This is a genomic window from Tabrizicola sp. (assembly GCF_016792905.1).
Classification (GTDB): Bacteria; Pseudomonadota; Alphaproteobacteria; order Rhodobacterales; family Rhodobacteraceae; genus Tabrizicola.
In genome coordinates, this window is record NZ_JAEULP010000021.1 from 1 (window position 1) to 24,943 (window position 24,943).

19 protein-coding genes and 1 pseudogene are annotated in these 24,943 nt (G+C 61.8%); 6 read left to right on the top strand and 14 right to left on the bottom strand.

The genetic code is table 11. From position 1 onward, the window contains the following. Window positions 1–372 precede the first annotated feature (372 nt). The 3 genes from JNL31_RS04020 to JNL31_RS04030 form a co-directional block, all read right to left on the bottom strand. The gene (locus JNL31_RS04020; protein WP_294970314.1) at window positions 373–1,086 is read right to left on the bottom strand and encodes a hypothetical protein; all 714 of its coding nucleotides are present in this window, start codon (window positions 1,084–1,086) and stop codon (window positions 373–375) included. A 72-nt stretch (window positions 1,087–1,158) separates the two neighbouring features. Further along, complete coding sequence (locus JNL31_RS04025; protein WP_294970318.1) at window positions 1,159–2,604, bottom strand: cytosine permease; 1,446 nt, start codon at window positions 2,602–2,604, stop codon at window positions 1,159–1,161. A 34-nt stretch (window positions 2,605–2,638) separates the two neighbouring features. Next, window positions 2,639–2,812 (bottom strand): hypothetical protein, encoded by a 174-nt coding sequence (locus JNL31_RS04030; RefSeq protein WP_294970321.1) that lies wholly within the window; start codon window positions 2,810–2,812, stop codon window positions 2,639–2,641. A gap of 179 nt (window positions 2,813–2,991) precedes the next feature. On the opposite strand from JNL31_RS04030, the gene JNL31_RS04035 reads away from it, so the two are divergent. Next, a complete protein-coding gene (locus JNL31_RS04035; protein ID WP_294970324.1) occupies window positions 2,992–3,762 on the top strand; it encodes a GntR family transcriptional regulator in 771 nt (256 codons plus the stop codon). Beyond that, complete coding sequence (locus JNL31_RS04040; protein WP_294970327.1) at window positions 3,749–5,401, top strand: glycerol-3-phosphate dehydrogenase/oxidase; 1,653 nt, start codon at window positions 3,749–3,751, stop codon at window positions 5,399–5,401. The genes JNL31_RS04035 and JNL31_RS04040 overlap by 14 nt, the downstream gene beginning before the upstream one ends. On the opposite strand, the gene JNL31_RS04045 is transcribed toward JNL31_RS04040, so the two are convergent. Further along, entirely contained in the window at window positions 5,398–6,381 is a 984-nt protein-coding gene (locus tag JNL31_RS04045; RefSeq protein ID WP_294970330.1) for a quinone oxidoreductase, read from the bottom strand. The two genes, JNL31_RS04040 and JNL31_RS04045, sit on opposite strands and share 4 nt — an antisense overlap. 99 nt (window positions 6,382–6,480) lie before the next feature. Here JNL31_RS04045 and JNL31_RS04050 point away from each other — a divergent pair, with 99 nt between their 5' ends. The 3 genes and pseudogenes from JNL31_RS04050 (at window position 6,481) to JNL31_RS19120 (ending at window position 8,855) form a co-directional block, all read left to right on the top strand. After that, on the top strand, window positions 6,481–7,404 hold the full coding sequence (locus JNL31_RS04050) for a LysR family transcriptional regulator (RefSeq protein WP_294970333.1): 924 nt from the start codon (window positions 6,481–6,483) through the stop codon (window positions 7,402–7,404). An 80-nt stretch (window positions 7,405–7,484) separates the two neighbouring features. After that, a pseudogene (locus tag JNL31_RS04055) lies at window positions 7,485–8,207 on the top strand (transposase). A 357-nt stretch (window positions 8,208–8,564) separates the two neighbouring features. Continuing rightward, complete coding sequence (locus JNL31_RS19120) at window positions 8,565–8,855, top strand: HGGxSTG domain-containing protein (protein ID WP_366928914.1); 291 nt, start codon at window positions 8,565–8,567, stop codon at window positions 8,853–8,855. 2 nt (window positions 8,856–8,857) lie between these two features. Here JNL31_RS19120 and JNL31_RS04060 read toward each other — a convergent pair whose 3' ends face one another. The 8 genes from JNL31_RS04060 to JNL31_RS04095 form a co-directional block, all read right to left on the bottom strand. Beyond that, window positions 8,858–11,875, bottom strand: coding sequence for a type I restriction endonuclease (locus JNL31_RS04060; RefSeq protein WP_294970335.1), 3,018 nt, complete (start codon window positions 11,873–11,875; stop codon window positions 8,858–8,860). Next, on the bottom strand, window positions 11,872–12,501 hold the full coding sequence (locus JNL31_RS04065; RefSeq protein ID WP_294970338.1) for a retron system putative HNH endonuclease: 630 nt from the start codon (window positions 12,499–12,501) through the stop codon (window positions 11,872–11,874). Before JNL31_RS04065 ends, JNL31_RS04060 begins: the two co-directional genes overlap by 4 nt. Beyond that, window positions 12,498–13,748 carry an AAA family ATPase gene (locus JNL31_RS04070; RefSeq protein WP_294970341.1) on the bottom strand — a complete coding sequence of 417 codons (1,251 nt, stop codon included), beginning with the start codon at window positions 13,746–13,748 and terminating at the stop codon, window positions 12,498–12,500. The genes JNL31_RS04065 and JNL31_RS04070 overlap by 4 nt, the downstream gene beginning before the upstream one ends. Beyond that, the gene (locus JNL31_RS04075; RefSeq protein WP_294970344.1) at window positions 13,745–14,989 is read right to left on the bottom strand and encodes a restriction endonuclease subunit S; all 1,245 of its coding nucleotides are present in this window, start codon (window positions 14,987–14,989) and stop codon (window positions 13,745–13,747) included. Before JNL31_RS04075 ends, JNL31_RS04070 begins: the two co-directional genes overlap by 4 nt. Beyond that, entirely contained in the window at window positions 14,989–16,992 is a 2,004-nt protein-coding gene (locus tag JNL31_RS04080) for a class I SAM-dependent DNA methyltransferase (protein WP_294970347.1), read from the bottom strand. The genes JNL31_RS04075 and JNL31_RS04080 overlap by 1 nt, the downstream gene beginning before the upstream one ends. 45 nt (window positions 16,993–17,037) lie before the next feature. Further along, on the bottom strand, window positions 17,038–17,241 hold the full coding sequence (locus JNL31_RS04085) for a type II toxin-antitoxin system Phd/YefM family antitoxin (protein WP_036732765.1): 204 nt from the start codon (window positions 17,239–17,241) through the stop codon (window positions 17,038–17,040). A gap of 282 nt (window positions 17,242–17,523) precedes the next feature. Continuing rightward, window positions 17,524–18,741 (bottom strand): AAA family ATPase, encoded by a 1,218-nt coding sequence (locus tag JNL31_RS04090; RefSeq protein WP_294970353.1) that lies wholly within the window; start codon window positions 18,739–18,741, stop codon window positions 17,524–17,526. Continuing rightward, window positions 18,738–19,256, bottom strand: coding sequence for a hypothetical protein (locus tag JNL31_RS04095; RefSeq protein WP_294970357.1), 519 nt, complete (start codon window positions 19,254–19,256; stop codon window positions 18,738–18,740). The genes JNL31_RS04090 and JNL31_RS04095 overlap by 4 nt, the downstream gene beginning before the upstream one ends. A 96-nt stretch (window positions 19,257–19,352) precedes the next feature. On the opposite strand from JNL31_RS04095, the gene JNL31_RS04100 reads away from it, so the two are divergent. Then, window positions 19,353–21,464: a polysaccharide deacteylase family 2 protein gene (locus tag JNL31_RS04100; protein ID WP_294970360.1), complete on the top strand. Its 2,112-nt coding sequence runs from the start codon at window positions 19,353–19,355 to the stop codon at window positions 21,462–21,464. A gap of 10 nt (window positions 21,465–21,474) precedes the next feature. Here the strand turns inward: JNL31_RS04100 and trpE are convergent, their stop codons facing one another. Then, on the bottom strand, window positions 21,475–22,983 hold the full coding sequence (gene trpE / locus JNL31_RS04105; RefSeq protein ID WP_294970363.1) for an anthranilate synthase component I: 1,509 nt from the start codon (window positions 22,981–22,983) through the stop codon (window positions 21,475–21,477). Continuing rightward, a complete protein-coding gene (locus JNL31_RS04110; RefSeq protein ID WP_294970366.1) occupies window positions 22,983–24,854 on the bottom strand; it encodes a peptidylprolyl isomerase in 1,872 nt (623 codons plus the stop codon). Before JNL31_RS04110 ends, trpE begins: the two co-directional genes overlap by 1 nt. Between the last annotated feature and the right edge of the window lie 89 nt (window positions 24,855–24,943).

A 24,943-nucleotide genomic window follows, 5' to 3' on the forward strand; every position in this document is an offset into this window, starting at 1 on the left:
CTGAACGCTGAAACAGTGATCTCGCCGCATTCGGCATGGGCCATTCCACCCGCCAGCGCGAAGCTGGTGAAGGCGGCGGAGAGTAGCAGTTTCTTCATTGATTTCCTCCCTGAGGGGTTTGCAGTTCTTTACTTCGGCCGCAGCTGCGTCATTGGCACATGGCCGGCTGACACGCAGAGTTTGGCGTCGGTTCCCAACCTGACGACCACGAATACGGGGTCGCATGAAGAGCGATTCTCGTCAAGAAAAACGTATCCGATTTTGGCTTTTCGTTTTCCTTTTTGTCCATTTTTGTATTCCAGAATCCTGCCGATGGCGCCATCTCTCCCAAAGGAGCCGTGGCCACCACCCTGCTAGGAATCCGGTCCGAGTTCACGGCGCGTACGCGGAAATCGGCGACCCGTCTGCGCCGATGGTCTTCATGAGTCCGATGACCTTCTTCAGGTTCTCCCGAAAGTCTCCGCCCGGAACGAACCGCGCATCGAAAAGCGCGCTTCCCATCGTGAAGGCAAACGGGCCGATCTCGGCGACCAGGCGCATGCGGGCTTCGCTGGTGATACTTCCGGCAATTATGACGTCGGTGCCCGCTCCTGTGACCACCGAACGCGCCAAAGCCACTGGATCACCATCGGCATACCGCCAGGCTACGAGATCCAGCCCGTGGACGGCTTTCGCCGCAACCAGCCGTCGTGCATCCGCGACGATCTCCTCGACCGTTCCTCTGAGCGTGACCGGGCTGCCGGAGACGTCGCCGAAGAATGGAAAATACCGGATCGGCTTGTCCCTGAGGTATTCCGAGACGGACGGATAGAAGAGCGTGCCCGTGAGATAGTCGAAGCCCAGGTCCACCGCCATACGGGCATTCTCCAGGCAGGACTCCTCGTCATAGGTTACGACTTCGAGGCAGGTCACTTTCCCGGCGGCCTTCATATCGGCCAAGAGCGCACGCGTTTCCTCGGCAGAGATGCCAACGTTCTTGAAACCCCAAAACTCCACCGGCAGGTCCCGGCAACTCCGGAAAACATCCCGCGCGTTCGGGACGGTCACGTCGTTCAACGTGAGCATGACAATCAGTTTGGCGTCCATTCCCGGAGCGTTCCTTGTATCTGAGGCATGGAAGGGAAAGGGCTGCTGGGCACCCCTTTCCAGTTTGCGGCGCTAGACCCGGACAGACCCCGTGCCCGGCGCGTTGTCCCTGATCGAGTAATTCGCCAGAGCCGGGACGAGGTGCAGCACCCAATAGAGCGCGCCCGCGACCGCGAAACCGAGCAGGCTTGATGTCGTATAGTCGAAGATGGGCAGCCGACCGCGGTAGGCGATGGGATCGAAGACCGCCAGACCGACCGCCACGCCGGCAGCCAGGCAGACAAAGCCGATCAGGTTATAGCCGCCGGTGTATTCGTAGGCCCGGTTGCAATCGACTTCATAAGCTGCCCGCAGGTTCAGCCGCTGTTTCCGGATCACGAAGTAGTCGACGAAGAGAAGGCCCATGACTGGCCCGTACACATAGGCCGCGACCGAGATCATCGCTCCGAAATAGGTGATGATTTCACCCCACAGGACGATAAGCGCGGTGTAGGCCCCAAGCACCAGCACCAGCAAGTTGAACGAGGCGCGCGGAAAGGCCGACTTGTAGACGACCGACCACATGTAGGCGCCGGTGCCGTGCGTTCCGATGTTTGCGAAGGCGACCATCAGCAAGGTCATCAACGCAACCGGCGCACCACCGACGGCCGACAATTCAAGCGCGAGGTCCGACCCCATCGTACCGGTCTGGATGAACATGACGATGGCCAGCGCGCCACCCGCGACGATGAAGAGCGGAGTGACGACGCCGTAGGCTACTACGGTAGCCCAGTAGCCGTTCGACTCGGTCCGGCAGAGGCGGGGAATGATTGCGGTGCTGGCACACCAGGAAAAGGCAAAGGCGAAAGACGCCTCGACCCCGGCCGCATACGGCTCCAACGGACTGCGATAGGAACTGATATCCGGTTGATAGGTCAAAAGATCCGCCATCGGCACTGCAGTGAAAGCAAGAATCACGGCAATGACGCCAACAGCAAACAGGGCCGGAACCACCAGTCGGTTCACCCACTTGATGGCGATTGGCCCGACGATCGCCAGCCAAGTTCCGACGCCCACGCAAAGAAGGCCCAGAGGCTTGTGCAGAGCGGGCGAGAGTTCGACACCAAAGATGTGGAACAAGTTGATCGTCGTGCTGGCAAAGATGTCCGCATTGACGCCGAACCAGGGGAAGTTGATCACGATGATCAACACGATCATCACCCGGATTCCCTTGGTTCCGAACACCGCCTTGAGCCACTGCCACATGTCGATGCCGTAGCGAACGGCGAATACGACCGGAAGCATGTAAAGGGCCAGCGCGAAGATATTCCCGGCGAATGCCGCCACCGTCAGCTGCTTGAAGTTCAGCATCGATGCCATGAACCCGCCCTGGGTGTAGCACCATGTCGCAACGCCATAGCCGCTCAGGACAAGCATCGCGTCCCAGAAGCCGAACTGCCGCTCCCCCGGCATTACGGGAAGAACGCCGAACTCGGCCTCCTTCTGGATTGCTGTATTAATTGTTGATTTTCCAGACATCTTGTCCTCTCCCCGCCCGACAGCCCGGGGGCCGTCACATTCCCGCGCCTGCGATCAAGAACCCGCCACTGACCATGATCGTAAGCAGTGCAAGTGCCCAGTCCGTGCCCGAGAAGCTGCGTGGGAACACGTGCTCCCGCCGCTCCATCGCTTCGACACGCTGCCTGACTTCCTGGTTGAAGCTGGCGCTCCATTCATTCTCGTTCATCGGACTCCCCTCCCTCTTGGTACGTGGCCGGCATGATCCGACTCAGCACCAAAGTTGTTGTACAACTATCCAGATGATGGACTACATTTCGGACAACACGTCAAACAAAATCGCACAAGCGGGCCAGAAACAGCTTCTCGGGACTTGCAGACCGACCAACCGATGACTAACCTTTGGGCATGTCTGTTTCCGCCGGTCCCACACAAACCAAGCCGACGCGCCTCAGCACCACCTCACGCATCGGCGATGTTCTTCGCCAGCGGATCGAGGCGGGCGAATGGCCGGTGGGTAAACGACTCCCGTCAGAGCCGGACCTCGCGCGGGAACTTGAGGCAAGCCGAGGCTCGCTTCGCAGCGCACTTGCTGCCCTCGAAAATGAAGGGCTCCTGCAACGCCGACACGGCTCGGGCACCTATGTCGCTCAGCCCCGTCAATTGGTCAGCAGCCTGCACGTGAACAAGAGTGCAGACCAGATGATCTCCGAGACGGGGCGCACCCCGGGGACATCGGAGCTGGCATGGCGAAGGCTGCGCGCCAGCACCGATGTCTGCAGGCACCTGAACATTCCCGACGGCAGCGAAGTCTTCGAGCTCTTCCGTGTCCGCACCGCCGACGGTCGTCCGGTGACCGTTTCGTTCGACTATGTCTCGACTGCCGTGATCCCGGACCAGCCGGCGCTTCTCGGCCCTTCGTTCTACTCCTTCCTCGCCGACGTCTGTGGCGTGCGGATCCGCTATGGTGTTGCCGAGCTGATACCGGCAACTGCCGACGCTACGATCGCAGCGCATCTCGGGACCGCACAAGGTGCGCTTTGCCTCCTCTTGCGGCAGGTCGATTTCGACGAAGGGAACAAGCCGATTTCCTATTCGGTCGAATACCACCTCGCCGACGCGTTCCGTTTCGAACTCCTGCGCTCCGGTCCCAGCGCGTCCGCAGATGCCACGGGCTGACACGGCATCAGGCAGTCTTTCCCTGGAAAGCCGAGCGAGAGCCCTCCAGGACCTCCAGACGACCGAGATCGACCTTTTGGTCGTCGGCGGAGGGATCACCGGTGCCGGCACTGCCCTCGACGCGGCAACACGCGGACTTAACGTCGCGCTGCTCGAACAGGGGGACCTCGCCAGTGGTACGTCCTCCAAGTCCAGCAAGATGATCCACGGCGGCTTGAGGTACCTTGAGCAGCTTCGGTTCGGCCTGGTTCAGGAAGCGCTTGCGGAACGTGAGCTTCTCGCGACCGTCATCGCGCCGCACCTCGTCCGGCCGATCCCGTTCCTGGTTCCGATCAATGGCTGGATCGAGCGGTTCTATTACGGGGCCGGTGTATGGCTTTACGATTGGCTGGCGCGAAAAGGCAGCTTCCCCAAAGCCAGACACCTCTCTCGCGAGGAGGTCGCGCGCATTGCATGTTCGCTGCGTACCAATCGTCATTCCGGCGCGATCCAGTTCTGGGACGCTCAGGAGGACGATGCCCGCTATGTTGTCGAGACCGCCCGAACAGCGGCCGCCCACGGTGCCCGGATCTGCACCTATTTCCGCGTCGAGAATCTGCTCAGGAACAGGGGGCGGGTAATCGGTGCCATTTGTCGCGACCTTGAGTCCGACGAACCCTTCACTGTTCGGGCCCGACACGTCATCTGCGCTACCGGTGCCTCGTCGCAACAACTAACCCACCACAAGCCTCCCTATCCAAGGATACGCCCCTCGAAAGGCGTGCATATTCTCTTGCGCCGCGACCGACTGGAGCTGCAAGCCGGTCTTATCGGTCGGACATCAACCGGCCTTCTGTTCATTATTCCATGGGGAGACCATTGGCTGGTCGGCGACACCGACACGGACTGGGACGACCGCGAGTGCTCACCTGTCGCGGACAGCGTGGACATCGGCATTCTCCTCGACCGACTCAACGCTGTTCTCACTGCCGATATCCGCCGCAGGGACATCGTGTCCACGTTTGCGGGCCTGCGCCCCCTCGCCGCCACGAGGCCCGGCGGAGACTCGAAGTCGACCAGCCGCTCGCATGTCGTAACCTCGCCGGAGCCTGGCCTGACCGAGATCTTCGGCGGGAAGTACACCACATACCGGCTCATGGCAGAGGCTGTCGTCGACCGGGCGTTGCTGGACCTTCCGGCCAGACTGCGGCGACCATCTTGCACGCGCACGATCCAGCTGATCGGAGCGGACCGCCTAATCGAAATGAAGACTGCCCTCCCCGGTCTTGCAGTCTCGACCGGCCTTCCTTTGGAAACGCTTGAACGGCTCTTGTCGAAGTACGGCTCTCGGATGAGCGAGGTCCTGGACCTGCACGATCCTGAACATGCAGTGGAAGCTGGTAAAACACTTCTTGAAGCCGAGATTCTTCAAGCCTGCCGCCATGAAGGAGCTCTGCACCCGGGCGACATCCTTGATCGCCGCACCCGGTTGAGCCTGACCTCTCCCGAAACGCTCACGGCCCTCACTGAGCGTGTATCCCGGATCTTGGCGAAGGAGTTGAACTGGACCGACTCCAGGCGCCTGTCCGAGCGCGACGCCTACCTACACAACTGGCACCAAAGCCAGTGTGCGCTTTCGGCAGCGTCGGGGAAAGGTTAGCTGCATTTCAGCACGACCGAGCCGACCGTCTTCCGGTTCTCGACAGCAGCCTGCGCCAGTGCAGCATCCTCGAGCGCAAACCCGGTGATCTCGCCCGGCCGGATCGTCCCGTCGAGCAGGGCCGAGAAAAGCCTTGCCCCTGCCGCCTCGAACTCCTTCCGGTCTGACGTGTAATGGGCAATCGACGGCCGCGTCAGATAGAGTGAACCCAGGCTTCCCAGTTGCGCAATTTCGACCGGCGGGACGGGACCCGAGGTTTCTCCAAAGCTCACCAGCAGGCCCCTCGGGCGCAAGGATTTCAATGAACCCGCAAAGGTGTCGGCCCCGACAGAGTCATAGACCACGCGCACCCCTGTGCCATCGGTCAATTCCCTGACCCGGGCGGCAAAGTCTTGCTTTCGGTAAAGGATCACATCGTCGCAACCGTTCGATAATGCCAGCCTTGCCTTCGCCTCCGATCCGACTGTGCCAATGACGCGGGCTCCCTTCGCCTTCAGCCATTGGCAGGCGATCGATCCAACGCCCCCGGCTGCCGCGTGGAACAGAACGTTATCCCCCACCTGAACGTCGATGCAGCGATGCGTGAGGTACTCCGCCGTCAGCCCCTTGAAGATCGTCGCGGCCACAACATCGTCCGAAAGGCCGTCCGGGACTTTCAATGCACGGGCCGCGGGCACGTTACGCTCGGTCGCATAAGCACCCGGTGGACCTCCGACATAGGCGACCCGGTCGCCGGGATAGAACCCCGCCACTCCCTCGCCAACCGCGACGACCACGCCGACACCTTCAACACCGATACCACTGGGAAGCGGAAGCTTCGGCGCAAATACCCCCCTGCGATGGTAGATATCGATGTAGTTTACTCCAATAGCCCGCTGTCGCAGCCTGATCTCGCCCTTGCCGGGGAGGGGCACGTCCAGCTCTTGCACGTTTAAGACATCAACAGAACCGAACTCCGAAAACAGAAAGGCTTTTGCCATGGCAGGTTCCCTTTGCATCTTTTCGGCGCGTAATCGCTTGTCAGCAGGGAAATTAGAACAGCTATTGTCGGGAAGCAGGTTTCCAGGAATGGAAAGCAGATGGACTGGAACGATCTCAAACCCTTCCTCGCTGTCTCTCGCGCCGGCTCCCTGTCCGGTGCTTCGGCGGTCCTCGGCGTCAGTACGTCGACCGTCAGCCGACGGATCGAGGCGCTAGAGACGGCCATCGGGACACGCCTCTTCAAACCACATCGCGAAGGTTACCATCTCACCGATGCGGGCCGGACCCTCCTGCCCTTCGCCGAGAAGGCCGAGACAGACATCGCGGCCCTTCTGCGTGCCTCCAAAGCACCTGAAGACCACCTGCGGCCGGTCCTGATCGAAGCGCCCGAACTTCTGGGCCAAGCCGTTCTGCTCCCGGCACTCGCTGTCCTGCTGGCAGATCATCCCGCACTTCGGATCGAGTTGAACAATTCGGTTCGTTCGATCAGTCTCAGAGACGAGGGTCCCGACATCATCTTCCGCCTCATGCGGCCCACACAGGGCCGATACCGGACACGTCGTGTCGCAAAGATCGGCTTTGGGTTCTATGCCTCACGCGATTACGTCCAGCGCCATGGTGTACCGACCGACCCACAAGATCTCGCGGGAAAACGGTTGATCGGATGGACCGATGCCTTCTCTCACTTGATCATGGCGCAATGGCTCAATGAACTTGCGCCCCACATTGCCCCATCACTGCGCTTGACCTCACTCGGCTCGCAGATGGCGGCTGCGCTTGAAGGCTTGGGCTGGGCAGTGCTTCCCGACTTTGCCGCTAGATCGACGCCGTTGGTGAGAGGGTTGGGAAAAGACTACTCCCTGAACTGCGATCTGTGGATGTTGGTGTCAGAAGAAGCTGAGGACGCACCTATGGTTCAGGTCGTCAAGGACCGGCTTGTGGATGCCTTGCATTCTGCATTGGCGTCTTCAGGCCCGCGCCGTAATTCAGCGAATGACGTCAGGTCGCATCCTGGTGTGTGACTCGGCGATAGGCTACGTGGACCTGTCGCGGTTTGGTGCCGCTCCTTTGATCACGTAATGTGCAGCAAAGGAGATGAACCATGGGCACAGGCAGAACGGATGAATTTCGCAAGGACGCGGTGCGGATCGCGCTGACGAGTGGGCTTTCGCGGCGTCAGGTTGCGGATGATCTGGGCGTCGGCTTGTCGACCTTGAACAAGTGGGTGAACGCACACCGCGACACGGATGTCGTCTCGTCCGAGGATCGCGAGCTGGCACGAGAGAACGAACGGCTTCGGCGCGAGATCCGCATCCTCAAGGAGGAGAGGGACATCCTAAAAAAAGCCACCCAGTTCTTCGCGAGCCAAAAGCCGTGAGGTTCAGGTTCGTCGAAGAACAGCGCGGGGCTTTCCCGGTCGACCGGCTGTGCCGGGTGATGAATGTCAGCCCGCGTGGCCTGCGGGCCTTCCGCAGCCGTCCGGCCAGCCGCAGGCAGCACATGGACATGGTCGTTCTGGCGCACATCAAGGAGCAGTCGCGGCTGAGCCTGGGCAGCTATGGCCGCCCCAGGATGACCGAAGAACTCAAGGAGGTTGGCGTCGATGTCGGGCACCGGCGTGTCGGGCGACTGCTATGACAACGCCGCCGTTGAGACCTTCTTCAAGACGATCAAGGCCGAACTGATCTGGCGCCGCGCGTGGGAGACCCGACGCCAGGCCGAAACCGCCATCTTCCAATACATCAACGGCTTCTATAACCCGCGCCGTCGGCACTCAGCATTGGGAGGCAAAAGCCCCTTGGCCTTCGAACGCCAAGTGGCCTAAACGAGCAATGGGAGCGGCACCAAACCGCGACAGGTCCAACGCGGATTATCCCATGCAGCCTGAATGAGGCGCTCAGAAGGTGCGTCGTAGAACTACATTGGGCGTCGGGAGATCACTTAGCAGGATGCTGAAGACTGACCAGATCTCCATGGGGTCTTATAACTATGCTTACATCGCATTACATTTGAGGGACGTACGAGGGAAGCGGACAACCCCATGAAAGCGTCGTTTACAGTGGAACCAGAATGTCCAGAGGACCTGCAGGGGTCACTCGCGGTGGCATGTCCTGGCCAAGACCATTTGCATCCGAATTATCGTCGCGCTTGCCGAGAATGTGTGAACAAGATTTGCGCGAGAATGTGGGCCATCGGTCTGGACGATGACGGAAACGCGCTCCCAGCAAGTGATAGGCCGTTTTGTGGCGCCAGAACTAGAGCAGGCGGAACCTGCCGGCACAAGGTCGTCCCGTACATGGCGCGCTGCCGGTTCCACGGTGGAAAGTCAACGGGCCCGAGGACCTTGGAAGGGAAGACTCGCATTGCGGAGGCTCAACGGCAACGCTGGGCGAGATGGCGGCAGCGTCAACAGAAGGCCGACGACGACAAACACTGGAAGCTGGCGGGGAGTGTCGACGGCTTCCGAGGATGACGTCAAGCCGAGTTAAGCTTGCGATAAGCCTCTGAAGACAGCCAACCAGTTACGACCTTCTGGAACGATTTGTCATTCATGAACCGTGCAAATATCTCCTCGTTCTGATCCATGCGTTCGACGAAAAGCGCCTCAAGTAGGTTTTTGAAGACGAGTTCAAACTTGTCGCCAGGATTGGCGGCTGCCGCCTGCCTCAAGGCTCCATCAGAGATCGCTGCCTCTACAATTTGGTCGAAGAAGAGCTGATCCGCCTGATTGAAGTCAGTTCCGAACCGGTCGTTGACGACGTCGATGAGCCGCGACAACGGAATCGCTTCTTCGTGCAACACACCGGTACCGACCTCGGACGGTCCATCTAGCTTGTTGGCCTGACCATCATTTAGGCTGATCGAGCCTTCGCTGATTTTCTGCAACCGGTAGTATTCGAGCCGCACCTCATCATCGAACTGGTAGGAAGGGCCAGTTCCGCGCTTTGGCAGCTTAGTCGCAAGATGCCGAAGGAAGACGTAAAGGCGTTCAAGATCCGTGTCCTGATAGGGAATGATCTGGCTGAGGAATCCGTAGAGACTGCAAAAGGCCATCAACTTGCCGCGCCACAGCTCGGCTTCGTCGGGCTTCTCCTGCTGGGTCTCCTTGAAGATGGCCACACAAGGATCAAGCGCGGCGTTCATTACCTGATGATCATTTGGGCTCTGGCGTTGGCGCGGCTTGAAATAGATGGCGCTGAAGCGGTCCACGTCTGCAACGATATAAATGCCCTCGGCGTCCAGTTCGCTCTTCAGCTCGTACATTCTGGCCGGATCGACGTCCTCGCCGACCTCCGCGCCTTCGAAATAGGTCTTGAACGCCTCGCGGATCTCATCGGGCTCGTTGACGAAATCGAGGACGAAGGTGTCTTCCTTCAGGGGGTGGATTCTGTTCAGGCGAGATAGCGTCTGCACCGCCTGGATGCCGGCAAGCCGCCGGTCCACATACATCGTGTGCAGCAATGGTTGATCGAAGCCCGTTTGGTACTTCTCGGCGACGAGCAACACTTGGTATTCCTGCGTAGCAAAAACCTCCGGCAGTTCCTTCTCACGGACGCCGAGGTTCATGCCCTCCTCGGTATAGGTGACGTCCCTCATATTGTCGTCCGTGACTGCGCCTGAGAAGGCCACCAGCGATCTGATTGCGTAGCCCTTCTCCTTCACGTAGCGATCGAAACTCTGCTTGTAGCGAACGGCCTCGAGCCGCGAACCGGTCACCACCATGGCCTTTGCGCGGCCACCGATCTTGTGCTGCGTGGCCCCGTGGAAGTGCTCAATCATCACTTCGGTCTTCTGAGCGATGTTGTGCGGATGAAGCTTAAAGAACCGCGCGAGGGCGCGTGCTGCCTTCTTCCGCTCGACGTTCGGATCATCCTCGCTTGCCTTGAGCAGCCGGAAATAGGTGGCGTAGGTCGTGTAGTGCTTCAGGACGTCGAGGATGAAGCCTTCCTCGATAGCTTGGCGCATAGTGTAGCGATGGGCAGCTTTGCTGTCGCGCCCGAAAACCTTGAGCGTCCTGTGCTTCGGCGTAGCAGTAAACGCGAAGAAACTGAGGTTTGCCTGCCTGCCACGTTTCGCCATGGACCGATACAGCTCGTCCATGCCGTCTTCGTCATTCGCCGCCATGGCTCGCGCAGCCTCTTCGCGAAGGCCTTGCCCGCCGAGAACTTCCCTGACGTCGGTTGCCGTCTCGCCGCCCTGCGAGCTGTGTGCCTCATCAATGATCACCGCACACCGGCGCATCTTCAGCACGCCTCCTTCGGCGTCGCCTCGCTCTTCGGCGATCTTGGCCAACTGACGCGAGACGAATGGAAACTTCTGCAGGGTGGTGATGACGATCGGCACGGCACTTTCGAGTGCTTCCGCCAGCTGGCGCGAGTCCTCGTCGATCTTCTGGACGACGCCGTGCTTGTGTTCGAACTGATAAATCGTGTCCTGAAGCTGTTTGTCCAGGACCACGCGGTCAGTGATGACGATCACGCTGTCGAAAACCCGCGCGTTCGCTTCGTCATGCAGCGATGCGAGCCTGTGCGTCAGCCAGCCGATGGTGTTGCTCTTTCCGCTGCCGGCCGAGTGTTCGATCAGATAGTTGTTGCCCACCCCTTCTCTCAACGCTTGGTCCACTAACAACCGGACCGCTTCAAGCTGGTGGTACCGCGGAAAGATCATCGTTTCCTTCTTGACCTTTCGACCTTGGTCGTCGCGCTTCTCCTCGACCTGGAGATGAATGAAGCGCGCCAGGAGGTCGAGCAGGCTATCTCGCTGCAGCACCTCTTCCCACAGATAAGCCGTTCGGTAGCTTCTACCTTTGGGATCAGGCGCATTACCGGCGCCACCGTTGTTTCCCTTGTTGAAGGGCAGGAAGTGGGTGGCCGCACCGGCAAGCCGGGTGGACATGAACACTGTGTCCGTGTCGGCGGCAAAGTGGACCAACATACGCCGCTTGAATTCAAAGATTGGCTCGCGTGGGTCGCGATCATGCCGGTACTGGTGCAGGGCGTGCTCGACAGTCTGTCCGGTCATCGGGTTCTTGAGCTCGACCGACACGACTGGAATGCCATTGACGCTCAGTACGACGTCTAGGGACTTTTCGGATGTCCTGGAGAAGTGCAATTGCCGCGTGAGCCCGACGCGGTTGGCGGCGTAGCGAGCTTCCAACTCCGGGTTCAGCCCGTGCGCAGCCTTGAAGAATGCAACGCGAAGAGTCTTGCCGTAGCACTTGAAGCCGTGACGCAAGGTGGCCAGAGAGCCCTCTCGGTCCATCCACTTGGTCAGATCGGCCAGGACTTGGGAGCCAGTTTTCTCCCCATGGAGCGCCTCCAGAGCCTTCCATTCCTTCGGCTGTGTGTCGCGGATGAAGGAAAGGACGGTCTCGGGAAAGATGGCGCGATCACGGTCGAATCCCGACGCAGGTTCCGGCACGGTACCATTCGCCAGCATCGTAGCTTCGATGACGGTCTCGAATGCACCTTCTGAATGTCGCGAATGGTTCATTTGGTTGCACCTGCCAACTTCTCTTTCATGAACCAGACCGCTACTGGGCTGAAGGGCTGATGTTCTAGACCATTCACTCGGCTGTTGATCTGCTGCGGAATCTTCGTCTTGGCGTTTGGGGTGGAGCGCCACCATGCCAGTACCGAATCTAGGGCGGCTTTTCGATTGCTACGAAGAAACCCAATATTCAAGCCAAGGACCTCATTCAATTGTGAGTTGAAGTCCACGTCGTTGCTTTCAATTGTACCATCAAAGAGATAACGTACTTTAGTCTCGATCATATGAGCGCTGTCTGCTGGGTTCCACTTAAGGTCTAGATTCCCCTTTTTTGTATCGCAATGTTGTTCAGCCGCTGATCGTCCATCTCCGCCCAGACAGGCGCCTAGGAGGTTCGCATAGACGAGTTGCAGTCCGGCATGATCGGATTGGCATCTCCAATGCTCAATTTTCATCGAAGTCGAGTCAGCGCGGATCCGCCCAGTGCAATAGCAGCACAGGCCTTTCTGTTCGCCGACAAGCGCGGCTCGCAGTTCATCCTTTTGAGTATAGTTGTCGTAGTTGCTGTGTGCTTTCGCCCGATGTTCTGTCAAACTCTTGGGTTCTGCGCCCTTGGTGATCATCCTCATTCGTCCTCCTCCAAGAAGTCGAGGAGGGTCATTGCACGCGTGATTTCCGGATCATCTTCACCAATATCTTCGGAAAGAAGCTTTATTTCGGCCTTTGCAGCTTCTGATTTGCCATCGCCTATTAGCTTCGCAATTCTTGCTATTCTAGCTTCGACGCCTGCATTCCTTGGTCTTGTGTCCATGACCTCTTCAAGGATACGGCTCGAGTCGATACCGAAAGAGCGCGCCGGCGAATATACTTGGCCGTCCTTGATCAGCAGGATTCTGTCGTGAGCTACTTCGCCAATTACCTGCGGTGAATGGGTGGTGGCAATAAACTGGCAACCATGGAACGTCTCCGTCAAAAGGGGCACAATCTGCCGCTGCCAAAGCGGGTGCATGTGCATGTCGATTTCGTCGATAAGAACAACTCCGATGCCGTCTCTGACAGGATCTTCGAGGTTTGGATTGGCTTGCGAGAGGCGGCGAGCTAGGTCGAGCGCCAGCGCAAGAACGCCTCTCTCACCCTCAGAGAGATATCGGACGTCGAGTTCAATACCGTCCTTCGAAATCAGAAGACGCGGCTTGTCCGCGCCATTGGTCGCCCTCAGGCCCGTGCAGGTGGGCAAGAAACGCGCTGTTGCAGACCTGAGAGCCTCAAGGTGGCTGCCCGCCCGCGGCAGTTCATCTGCAAGCGCCTCTTGCGCAAGCATCCAGGAAGCAAGCTCCCGCAGGTGTAGCGGCCGCACATCGGAAAGCGCATCGGCATAAGCCGAAGCGGGCCCAGACTGCGCCCGGCCGCCCCTTATCTGTTCGTCGGATGGGTGGGAACGACGCGTTCCGAAATAGACCGCGATCGGCTGAGAGCCAGGCGGATACGGTTTCGACAGCCGCAGTGGCGTGAACTCCTCCCTTTCAGGCGTCTCGATGGTCCCTTCGCGTACCGATCCTTCCTTGCCCTCGACAAATCTCTCCCGCGGCTTGTGCAATAGGAAGCGCTGCTCGGCGTCATCAGGAAAGCGAAACAAGACGTCCACGGTCAACGATGCGGCGCCCAACCGAATATCATCTGCTGAGAACGCCAAAGGCGCCGCACGGCTTGCCGTGAACTTGGGCATGACCCGGGACAGTGACACACGTAGTGCCTCAAGCACACTGCTCTTGCCGACGCCGTTGACACCCACCAGCAACGTGAACTGCGGATCGAAGTCAAAGGTCGCCTGGTCAAACCCACGAAGGCCGGCAACGCTGAGCTGTCTAATCTTCATGCGGCCTCCGAGATTTCGAGCTGGCCGGTCACGGCGGCCGCGATCAGGGCTGCGCGGCGTTCTTTCAGCAGGGCGATGGAGTTCTCGGTCGCAGTGCGCAGGCGGTCGATCTTGGCGGTCTCGGTGCTGATGTGTTCGACGATCTTTTGCTGTTCATCGAGCGGCGGCACCGGCCACCAGGTTTCGAAGAAGCCCTCGGGATAGAGCCGCAGTCGGGAGGACCAGACACCCTTGGAATAGCGGGTCACTTCCTGCGCGAAGATCGGGATGCGGACCAGCGCATCGACGTAATCGGGCAGCAGGCGCGGGTCCGGGGTGTAGACATTGTAGGCGGGGCTGACGATGCCATCGACGCGGGCGGTGCCCATGGCGCCCATCCAGGCCCAGAGGGTGTTGATGGCGAGGTCCCCGGCGAAGCACAGCTTGTAGCCCGCGGTGCTTTCAGCCTCGAACATGTTCACGTCCTTCTCGGACCGGGGGGTGACGCCGGTCAGGTGAGAGACCGTCAGCATTTCCTCTTCGCCGGTCTGGGACCGCTGGTCGCGTTCGGTGAACAGCCAGCGCGACCGCTCGATCTCCCAATGCGCAGGGATATCGCCAAGCCAGTCGATGCCTGACGGGCGCAGGGGCGCGGAAGGGTCGAGGCCGCGCATGACGGCCTCGGCCACGATGGCACGCCGCTTCTCGGCCATCAGGTCGAGGAGTTTCTGCTTGGCAGAGATGAGGGCGTCGATTTCGGCGGTTTCAACTTCCACATAGTCAGCGATAAGTTTCTGGGCCGAGATTGGAGGCAAAGGGATCGCAATGTCTCCGATCTCCGATGCGTTGATCGCGGGGTAACTGATGCCGGTCGATCGCTTCTCCACTTCGGCCAGAAACGTCGGCTCGCGAAGGACATACCGGCAGAATTTCGCGTCCATCATTTCAGGACGCGGCCTGATCACCGCAAAGCCGGTCGAGACGATAAGATTCTCGGGCGGATTGGTGATCGGCGCAATAGCCTGAAGGTAAGTCCGAACCGTAGAGATTATGACATCACCGTCGCGAACAATACGCCGCGCCCGGCTCGGTGCGGCTTCGAAACGATAGGTTGCGATCTGATGTACTGCCCCTGACGAGTTCACGTTTCCAATGTCGATGTACTGAATCTCGAAATCTGGATCGACATCTTCGGTCAACGTCTCATCGTTGATTGTAGCTGCAAACTTCAGTCGCTCCCGCGGGAACAGGTTGTGGGACATCACGCCGTCACCTCCCGCAAAAGCCGAAGGATCTCGTCCTCCGCCTTCTTCAGGTCTGCGTCGATGTCGACCAGCCTGCGGGGCGGAGTGAACTGATAGAAGTGGCGATTGAAGTTGATCTCGTAGCCGACCTTGTCCTTGCTCCGGTCCATCCAGGCATCGGGCACATGCGGCAGAACCTCGCGCGCGAAGTAGGCGTCGATATCCTCTTTCAGGGGCACGTTCTCGAAGTCGCGCAGGTCAGGGTCGGCCTCGAAACCCTTGCCTTCCCTGACCTTCTCGGCCTCCGGATCCTTCTCGGTGAACACGTTGCGGAACAGCTTGACCTCGGGCGCGCGCCAGCGGGACTCGCGCTTTTTCAACAGCTTCTCGATGCTGGCCCAGACCTTGTTCCAATCCAGTTCCGGCTCGCGCCCCAGCGCCTGGTCGATCGCCTGAATGTCGTCGAGTAGGTGCGGTGCCGCGTCGAGGAAGCGGGCCTTGTCCTCGACCATCATCCGATAGCGCAGCCGGAGCGGACGTTCGACGGTGACGCGGGTATAGCCGAAATCGGCATTGTCGAAGATCTTGGACTTGGCGTTCTGCGCGTAGCCGCCGTAGAGGCGCACGATCTCGGCGATCTGATCGGGTTCGTCCGGGCGATCATCCCCTTCGGGCGCCTTGCCCGCGCCGATCTTGCGGCGCTTGTCGCCCTGGCTGCGTCCCATGGGCATCCAGATGTCGCGCGCGTCGACCAGTTGGATGGTGCCCTTGCGATGGTCGGGCTTGTTGTTGGTGACGACCCAGATGTAGGTGCCGATCCCGGTGTTGTAGAACATCTGTTCCGGCAGGGCGACGATGGCCTCGAGCATGTCGCGTTCGATGATCCATTTTCGGATGTTGCTTTCGCCGCCGCCCGCGCCCCCGGTGAACAGGGGTGACCCCGAGAATACGAGGGCCGCGCGCGAGCCATACTTCTGTGCCTTCGGATTGACGTCTTCGAACTTCGAGATCATGTGCTGCAGGAACAGCAAGGAGCCGTCGTTCACACGCGGTAGGCCCGCGCTCCACGGGCTGTCCTGCGGGGCCTTTTCATGGCGCCGGACGATTTCCTTCTGCTGCTTTTTCCAGTCCACGCCGAAAGGCGGGTTGGCGATGAAATAGTCGAATGTCTGCCCGTCGAACTTGTCGTCGGTGAAGCTGTCGCCGTACTGAACATTCTCCCCACCACCGTTGTGGTCGACCTGCTTCATGAGCATGTCGGATGCGGCCGTCGCGAAGGCGCGCTTGTTGTAGTCCTGGCCGTAGACGTAGAGCTTCGCTTCCTTGTGGTGATCGCGCATGTAGCGCTGTGCCTCAGCAAGCATGCCCCCCGTGCCGCATGCCGGGTCGAGCATGCGCATGACGGTGCCTGGCTTGCTGAGCACGTCGTCAGCATCCATGAAAAGAAGATCGACCATAAGGTGGATCACCTCGCGGGGCGTGAAGTGATCGCCCGCAGTCTCATTGGCCAGTTCGTTGAATCGTCGGATGAGGTTTTCGAATACGAGGCCCATCTGATCGTTCTTTACCCGGTCTGGATGCAGATCGACCTTCAGGAACTCTTTCAGCACGAGGTAGAGGATGTTCGCCTCGTCCATCTTCTCGATTTCGTTGGTGAATTCGAAGAAGTCGAATATGCGCCTCACGTTGGCCGAGAAGCCACTGATGTATGACGAAAGGTGGCGTGCCAAGTTGGGGGTATCGCCGATCATCGTTTGGAACGTCATCGGCGAACGGTTATGGAAGCGGTGCCCGGATGCCTTGTTCAGCATCCGGTCGAGAGCATCGTCCTCCAGCCTTCCACCCTTTCGCTTTTCATACTCCGCCAGAACCTGGTCCTTTGTATTGGCCAGCACGCAATCGAAGCGGCGCAGAACGACAAGCGGCAGCATGACGCGCTCATACTGCGGCGGGCGATAGGGCCCGCGCAGGAGGTCCGCGATCTGCCAGATCAAGTTCGCCAGGTCCGAGTGGCTTGCCATGTCGTTCAGTCTCCTGCCGGTTTGTCCGGTCTGTTGTTGTGCTGATCAGTCTTCTTGCCCCGGGCGTTTGCCCGATGCCCCGGAAGCCACCTGCTTCTTCGCCTTTGCCGTCAGTCGCTCGAATTCTTCAACGGCAAGCACCACGACGACAGACCGGCCGTACTTCTCGATGGCAACAGGCTCCGCCCTCGCCATGTCGATCAGCCGCCCAAAGGCGTTCTTGGCATCGCGCGCCGACATGCTTTGCATGGTGAGCTCCTCCCCGAGTTGGAGCTACTTTAGCCAAGATGTGAAGTGCTGGATAGACGCTCAAATCGAGGGCGAGGGAACTCGGCCGGTACAGCTCTACTTGCACATCGGTCACGGAGACGCGTGCGTTCGGCTTGCACCAAGCTATACCCTCAATCCTGTCGAAAGTGCGACTGGACAGGGGACAGACGGGACACCCCTACAGGGGGGTGTCCCATTTGTCCCCCCTTGGACAGTTGAGAAAGTTGGGACATTTGTCCCTTTTGTCCCATTTGTCCGGCTCTACCCATCGTCATTTACCTTCCACACGTAGCTGTCAAATTGGCGCACTAGGCCGTCGTCCATTAGCTTTTCAACAGCGCGATCGAATGCCTTTTTCAGGGCCGCGGGATTGTCGCTCGCTGTGATCCCATGCCGGCCGCACATCACCTTCCAGTCGCTGAGACTGACAACCGGACGGGTCGGATAGTTCGGGCTGCTGATGATGCGCCCGTTTTCGATAAGGGCTTCCGAAAGGGCCTGCATGGCCACGTCAGGTTTCTGCGAACCGCGTGGCCTTCTGGCGTTGGGCTTTGCGTCAACATCTCCATCCAGGCGCGGAACAAGGGTCGTGCCCCCGCTGGGCGTGTCCACGACGTCGAGGCGGAAACCCCACTTGCCGTTAGAGTCCGCGTCCTTGTGCCGGTCCACCGTCAGGATGGTTGTCAAATTATGCTTTACGCCTTCGGCTTTCAGGCGGGTGTCGAAGCTTCCCCAGAAATGCGTGTGCATCCGGGCGCGGGTTTCGTCAGCCCAGCCAGTGTGTGCCACGGTCAATACCGCACATCCTAACTCGCGCATGATTCGATTGACATTGCGCACCCAAGCCGTCGCTGTCTCATGGACGGTTTCCGGACCGGACATGGACGCGCCGAATATATCGACCAGGACCAGCGTTGGGAGTTCGGGAAGTCCGCGCCCCACCTCGATCAAGGCGTCAACCCAATCCGGCCGATCAAGCATCACCTCATCCGGTATGACCACGATGTTGCGACGAAGGGCTTGCGGAATCTGGTGCGCATCCATCCAACCGGGGATCCTCTGCTTTGCAACACCGCGCGACCCTTCGGTGGCGACGTAGATCACTCGGCTAGGCTTCCCGGCTGTGGTCCCCTGCCAGCTGCTGCCGGTAGCGACCGCACAGGCCATGTCGATTGACAGGAAGGTCTTGAAGGCATTCGACTTGCCAAAAAGCAGAGCCGATGACTTTCTGGCTAGAACGCCTTCAATCAGCCATTCCGGATCATCCAATGCCAGCATGTCGTCATAGGACCAGACGCGTAGCTTGGGTTTGTCGACGATTTGCTCGGCGCGCTCCCCACTTGGAAACCGCATCACGTTCCCCGCCGCTTCCGTGGCGTAGGCCTCATCCGGCAGAGGCGGCGGGCAGCCGTCATCGTCATCCACCGGCGGGGCCAGCTTCAGTTCACGCAGCCACGAGGCGTCATAGTCGAGGGTCATGCTGCGCCTCGCTTGACATAGTCCAGGAACGCCGCGCGGTCAGGCGCCGAAAGGCGGTTGAAACTTGCAAGGGCATAGGCCTTGCGTTCGGCCTTGCTGGCGAACGCGGCCCATTCGTTGGCCTCTTGCATCACAAAAGCGAAGACCGGGTCGGGCGCCCCGGCACGCATGGAAAGCAACGCAGCTTCCATGATCGCCAAAACGTCATCCCGCTCGCACTCGGCAATCGCGGCGCACAGGGCAGTTGCCGCCAGTGCCCGGTTGCGGTATTCCTCGGTCGTAAAGCTTTCCCAAAGCTTATCAGCCCCGGTTGCGCCCGCCAGCGCGCCGGGGTTTTCGTTTTCAACGCTTTCGTTCAGGGTATCAGGTTCACCGCTCGTGCTTGATTTGTCCTGATACGAATTGTAACCCAAGCCATTGAAGTCGCTAACTAGCAGGCCGGATTGCAAATCCGTGAAGACCGGTTCGATTCCGGTACCCGCCTCCACTCCCCTCACGGACAGCCTTGCAGCCATTGCCCGTCGGCCACGGTAGCGGCAACTTGTTGACGTCGGGAAGAAAAAGGGGTGAAGGCGGCCTTGGCGCAGGCTATACTGCGCCCGGACAGAAGAATGGCGCCGAAAGAAACCGGCAATCCAGGGCAGGCGGAGACGATCATCCTGCTGCGGATCGCTTGCAACGGCGCAAGGCTGGAGGCAGCAGTGGTCGGCAAATTCCTTCTCGGCATGGTTACGGGCGGCTTGGTGGTCACGGGGGGGCTGGTCGTCGGATCGCTCCTGTTCCCGACCAGGCCCGCGAACGACAACGCGCCGGTCGCAGCGGCGGAAGCGCCGATTGCGGCACCCGAAGCGACCGCCCCGGAAGCCGGAGCCAAGGCCGATCCGGTCGAGATCGCGACCCCGGTCGAGCCCGAAGCGGTCGTCGCCACTCCGGCCGAGCCTGCGGCAGATCCTGCTCCCGCTGTGGCTGCTGTGCAACCGGAGGAACCGGCGGCGCCTGCCCCGGCAGAGGGCGAAGGCACTGCGGCAAACGAAGCGGCCACCGCGGTCGCGGGCGATGTGGCGAAACCATCGACCGAGGCCGCGCCGTCGAAACCGGCCGAGACCACCGCCGATGCCGCGGCAGAGACGCCAGAACCGGCGGCCCCGGTCGAAGCTGCCGTACCGGCCGGAACCGTGGTCGCGGAGGCCGGAACGGCAACGCCTGACCCGGCACCGGCAGCAGAGCCTGCCACCGTGGAGGAAGCGGTCGAGACCGCGACGCCCGCGACCGAGACCGCGGTTGTCGAGCCTGCGCCCGACGCTGCGCCCGACGCTGCAACCGTCGAAACGGCCCCCGCTGAACCCGCGCCGGTCGAGGCCGCGACGACTGTCGACGCCCAACCCGCCGACGCCGCCCCCGTCGAGCCTGCACCGGTCGAACCGGCTCCGGTGGAACTCGCCCAGGTGGAGGAAAGCCCCGCCGTCGTGCCGGCGCCGGAACCGGAGCCCGCCCCCGCAGCCGAACCTGCTCCGGTCGTGACCGAACCCGCAGCCGAAGCGCCGGCCGAGGCGGCGGTCGAGGAGACACCAGTCACCGAGGCTGGCACCGCCCCCGCAGCGGAGGCACCGGCGACGGCCGCAACGGAAAGCCCGGTTGCCGAAGTCCCGACAACCGAAACTCCGGTTGCCGAGGCCTCCGCAACGGAGGCCGCGACAACCGAGATCCCCGCGACCGATCAACCGGCCACCGAACAACCCGCAACCGAACAACCCGCAACCGAAGAGCCTGCAACCGAACTCGCCGAGACCGCGCCGCTGCCGGAGACCGCGCCCCTGCCGGAGACCGAAACCGCGCCGGGCGCCGAAGTCGCCGAGATGCCGGGCACCAAGCCCGCAGCACTGCCCGGCGCGGCTGACGACAGCACCGCGACGGCCGTGACCGAGGAGAACGGCTCGACCTTCAAGCCCGCGCCCGGCCTGATCCGCGCGGGGGAAGGCGTGATCATCGGTCGCGGCACCGAAACAGCCGTGGACCCGGCTGCGGACAACGGCAGCGCCCCGGTCGATCCGCGCCCCATCGCGCAATTTGCCGCGACCTTCGAGAACCCGGCAGCGAAGCCGCCCTTCGCCATCGTTCTGATTGATGACGGCAGCCCTGACCTTGACCGCACGGGGCTGGCCACCCTGCCCTTCCCGGTCAGCTTCGCGCTGGACCCGCTGGACCCCGCCACGCCCGACCGCGCCGCGATCTACCGCGCCGCAGGAAAGGAAGTCGTGATGCTGGTGACGGGCATCGCCGAGGGTGCCCAGGCGTCGGACGTCGAGGTGGCCTTCCAGTCGATGGAACAGGGATTGCCCGAAGCGGTCGCGGTGATGGATCTGGCCAGCCCGGTGTTCCAGAACAACCGCGGGCTCGCAAGCGCCGTGGTCCCGATCCTGAAGGCGGAGGGCCGCGGTCTCCTGACCTGGGATGAAGGGCTGAACGCCGCCGACCAGGTGGCCCGGCGCGAAGATCTTGAGGCCGCCGTCGTGTTCCGCAACCTTGACCAGGGTAGTGGCGACAAGGTCGCGGTGCGACGGCTCCTGGACCGGGCGGTGTTCAAGGCCGACCAGAATGGCCGTGTGACCGTGGTTGGTACCGCCGATCCCGCGACGGTTGCCGCCCTTCTGGAATGGACGGTCGAAGGCAAGGCCGCCACGGTGGCGCTGGCGCCGCTGACGGCGGTGCTGAAGGTGGACTGACGGTGCGGTCTTAGCTGTTTCCGCGCCCGGCGAAACGGCCGGCATCCTCGGCCGCGCGACGCAGGGCGTTGGATTTGTTGACGGTTTCCTGGTACTCGGCTTCAGGGTCGCTGTCGAAGACGACGCCGCCCCCGGCCTGGATATACAGCGTCTCGTCCTTCAGGACCGCCGTGCGCAGCGCGATGCAGAAGTCCATCTCGCCGTTGGCAGCGAAGTAACCCACGCCCCCGCCATAGACGCCGCGCTTTTCCGGCTCCAGCTCGTCGATGATCTCCATCGCCCGGACCTTCGGCGCCCCCGACACGGTGCCTGCGGGAAGGCCCGCCAGCAGCGCCGACAGCGCGTCCTGTCCCTCGCCGATCTCGCCGACCACGTTCGACACGATATGCATGACGTGGCTGTAGCGTTCGATGATGAAGGTTTCGGTCGGTCGCACCGTGCCAACCTTCGCCACCCGGCCCACGTCGTTCCGGCCAAGGTCGAGGAGCATCAGATGCTCGGCCCGTTCCTTGGGGTCGGCCAAGAGGTCGGCCTCCAGCGCGCGGTCCTCTTCCGGCGTCGCGCCCCGCTTGCGCGTCCCGGCGATGGGGCGGATCGTCACCTCGCCATCGCGCAGCCGAACCAGGATTTCGGGCGAGGCCCCGATCACCTGGAAGCCGCCGAAGTTGAAGAAGAACATGAAGGGCGAGGGGTTGGTGCGCCGCAAGCTGCGGTAGAGCGCGAAGGGCGGCAGGGTGAAGCGCTGCGACCAGCGCTGGCTCGGCACCACCTGGAAGATGTCGCCGGCGCGGATGTACTCCTTGGCCCTCTCGACCGCGGCCTTGTAGCCCGCATGGCTGAAGTTCGACTGCGCCGGGCCGACCGGGGCCTCCTCGCCCAGGTCGCGCGCCGCCGAAGGGGCCCGGTCAAGGTCGCGCAGCGCGTCCATCACCCGCTCGGCGGCCTGCGCATAGGCCGCCCGCGCCGATAGGCCAGAGGCAACCCAGGCCGGGGCCACCACCGTGACATCGCCCTTCACCCCGTCGAGCACGGCCACGACCGAGGGGCGGATCAGTTCGGCATCGGGCAGGCCCAGCGGATCGGGGTTCACGTCCGGCAGGTGTTCCACCAGGCGGATCATGTCATAGCCGAGATAGCCGAAGAGCCCGGCAGAGACCGCAGGCAGCCCCTCGGGCATCTCGATCCGGCATTCGGCCAGCAGGTCGCGCAGGGTTTGCAGCGGGTGCCCGGCCAGATCGGTGAAGCTTTGCCGGTCAAACCGCGCCTCGCGGTTGATCCGGCTTCTGTCGCCATGACACTGCCAGACAAGATCGGGCTTCATCCCCACGATGGAATAGCGGCCCCGGACCTCGCCGCCCGTCACCGATTCCAGCATGAAGGTGTCGGCCCGGGCATCCCCGAGCTTCAGCATCAGGCTGACGGGGGTATCGAGGTCCGCCGCCAGCCGCGCCCAGACGATCTGGTTGCGGCCCGCGTTCCAGCCCGCCTCGAACTCGGCAAAACCGGGGGACAGCTGCATCAGGGCAGGCTCGTATGGACCGCGTTGATCGCGGCCTGATCAAGCGTGATCCCGGCCCCGGCGGTCAGCGCGGCGGTGAAGGCGGCGAAGGCATCCTTCGAGATCGCCTGCCGGGCCTGCGCGTCCAGCGAGGCCCGGAGCGCCGTCGCATCCTCACCCTCGGTGGCGGCGGGCAGGATCTTGTCAAGCTGCACCACGGCAGTGAAGCCATCCGCCTCGATCACCTGAACGCTGCCCTCGGCCATCTTGAAGATATCGGCAAGCAGGGTTTCCGGCGCATCGGCGACAGCACCCGAGCGCGCGGTTTCCGGCGTCGCGTCGACGATGCCGAAGCTGCCGATCCGGGCGCCGCCTTCCACGCCTGCCTTGATCTCGGCAGCGCGGGCGGACAGCGCCTTGGCAACCGCCTCCTTGCGCCAGTCCTCGGCCACCTTCTCCTTCGCCTCCTCGAAGGGGATCGGCGCGGCAGGCACGATCTCGTCCAGGCGCAAAGCGACGACGCCGCCGTCGTCCAGCACGATCGCCTCGGGGAAATCGCCGTCCTGCACCGCCTCGGCCGCGTCGCGGAAGGCCGGGTAGCCCTCGATGGTGGTGTCGCCCTGCTGGCCCGGAACATAATCCAGCGTGGCCAGCGCAAGACCCGCATCCTTGCCAAGGTCCTCCAGCGTCGCGCCCCCGGCCAGAAGATCGTCGATCTCCTCCACCCGGTCGCCGATGACCTTGCGCGCGGCCTCGACCTGCATCTCGGCGGCGAGCGTCTCGCGCGCGTCGTCGAAGCTGGTTTCCTCTGCCGCAAGAACAGAATTCACCCGGTAGAGCGCCGGGCCAAGGTCGCTGGCCACCGGCCCGGCCACCGCGCCTTCGGCCGCGGCAAAGACCGCATCGCCAGCCGCGCCCAGGTCGGCCTTCGACACATCGCCCTGGTCGATCGCATCGAGCGTCAGCCCGCGTTCGGCCACCAGCGCGTCAAAGGTCGTGCCCGCATCGAGCTTGGCCCTGGCCGCATCGGCGCTGGCCTGATCGGGGAACACCAGCCGGTCCACGATCCGCCGTTCGGGAACCACGAACTCGGAAATCCGGTCGTCATAAAGCTTCTTCAACGCCGCCTCGTCCACCGGCTGGTCCTTGGCAATCGCCTCGGGCAACAGCGAGGCATAGGTGATACGCTTGGCTTCCGGCCTGGTGAAGCGGTCGATATGGGCGTCGTAATGCGCCTTCAACTCGGCATCGGTCGGCTCGGCCACCGGGGTCGCCAGGTCCGCCTCGGACAGGCGCAGCATGGAAAACCCCCGGCGCTCGGCGACCCAGGCATACAGCGTATCGGTCAGCGGCTTCGGTGCGGCGAACCCTCCGCCGACCGCGCCCTGCAACAGCTCGCGGCTGATGTCGCGCCGCAGGTTGCCTTCGAACTCCGCCTCGGACAGCCGGTTGCGGTCCAGCGTGGCACGATAGGCCTCACGGTCGAAACCGCCCGATGCGCTCTTGAAGCTGTCCATCTTCATGATCTCGGCCGCGACGACTTCATCGCCGACCGAAAGGCCGACAAGCTGCGCCTCGTTGTCGAGCGCGGCCCGCGTGAGCACGCTTTGCAGCACCTGCTTGTCAATGCCGAAGCTCAACGCCTCCTGCATCGAAAGCTGCTTGCCGAACTGCTGCGACAAGGCGTTGACTTGGGTCCGCAATGCGCGCGCATAGTCGTCCGTGGTGATCTCGACCGAACCGACCGAGGCGATCTTGGTCATCCGGCCGGAAAAGTTGGTGACGCCGAACCCGCCAAGCCCGATGATCAGCATCCCCATCAGCGTCCAGACCGCGGCTTCCTGTGCCTTGCCGCGCGGGCGTTTCGCTTCTTCGGTCGGGATCTTGGCCATGGCTCTGCCTTCGGGTTGTTCGCTTGCGGTGAATAGTGGGAAGGCCGCGGGGGGGCAAGATCAAGATCGCCCGCCCCGCAGCGCTCACG

Coding starts and splice junctions, on each gene's coding strand:
- JNL31_RS04025 (WP_294970318.1), bottom strand. CDS start 2,604: ATGTCTGGAAAATCAACAATTAATACAGCAATCCAGAAGGAGGCCGAG.
- JNL31_RS04030 (WP_294970321.1), bottom strand. CDS start 2,812: ATGAACGAGAATGAATGGAGCGCCAGCTTCAACCAGGAAGTCAGGCAG.
- JNL31_RS04095 (WP_294970357.1), bottom strand. CDS start 19,256: ATGGCTGCAAGGCTGTCCGTGAGGGGAGTGGAGGCGGGTACCGGAATC.
- JNL31_RS04050 (WP_294970333.1), top strand. CDS start 6,481: ATGGACTGGAACGATCTCAAACCCTTCCTCGCTGTCTCTCGCGCCGGC.
- JNL31_RS04075 (WP_294970344.1), bottom strand. CDS start 14,989: ATGTCCCACAACCTGTTCCCGCGGGAGCGACTGAAGTTTGCAGCTACA.
- JNL31_RS04020 (WP_294970314.1), bottom strand. CDS start 1,086: ATGGACGCCAAACTGATTGTCATGCTCACGTTGAACGACGTGACCGTC.
- JNL31_RS04110 (WP_294970366.1), bottom strand. CDS start 24,854: ATGGCCAAGATCCCGACCGAAGAAGCGAAACGCCCGCGCGGCAAGGCA.
- JNL31_RS04070 (WP_294970341.1), bottom strand. CDS start 13,748: ATGAAGATTAGACAGCTCAGCGTTGCCGGCCTTCGTGGGTTTGACCAG.
- JNL31_RS04085 (WP_036732765.1), bottom strand. CDS start 17,241: ATGCAAAGCATGTCGGCGCGCGATGCCAAGAACGCCTTTGGGCGGCTG.
- trpE (WP_294970363.1), bottom strand. CDS start 22,983: ATGCAGCTGTCCCCCGGTTTTGCCGAGTTCGAGGCGGGCTGGAACGCG.
- JNL31_RS04060 (WP_294970335.1), bottom strand. CDS start 11,875: ATGAACCATTCGCGACATTCAGAAGGTGCATTCGAGACCGTCATCGAA.
- JNL31_RS04080 (WP_294970347.1), bottom strand. CDS start 16,992: ATGGCAAGCCACTCGGACCTGGCGAACTTGATCTGGCAGATCGCGGAC.
- JNL31_RS19120 (WP_366928914.1), top strand. CDS start 8,565: ATGTGGGCCATCGGTCTGGACGATGACGGAAACGCGCTCCCAGCAAGT.
- JNL31_RS04035 (WP_294970324.1), top strand. CDS start 2,992: ATGTCTGTTTCCGCCGGTCCCACACAAACCAAGCCGACGCGCCTCAGC.
- JNL31_RS04065 (WP_294970338.1), bottom strand. CDS start 12,501: ATGAGGATGATCACCAAGGGCGCAGAACCCAAGAGTTTGACAGAACAT.
- JNL31_RS04090 (WP_294970353.1), bottom strand. CDS start 18,741: ATGACCCTCGACTATGACGCCTCGTGGCTGCGTGAACTGAAGCTGGCC.
- JNL31_RS04040 (WP_294970327.1), top strand. CDS start 3,749: ATGCCACGGGCTGACACGGCATCAGGCAGTCTTTCCCTGGAAAGCCGA.
- JNL31_RS04045 (WP_294970330.1), bottom strand. CDS start 6,381: ATGGCAAAAGCCTTTCTGTTTTCGGAGTTCGGTTCTGTTGATGTCTTA.
- JNL31_RS04100 (WP_294970360.1), top strand. CDS start 19,353: ATGGCGCCGAAAGAAACCGGCAATCCAGGGCAGGCGGAGACGATCATC.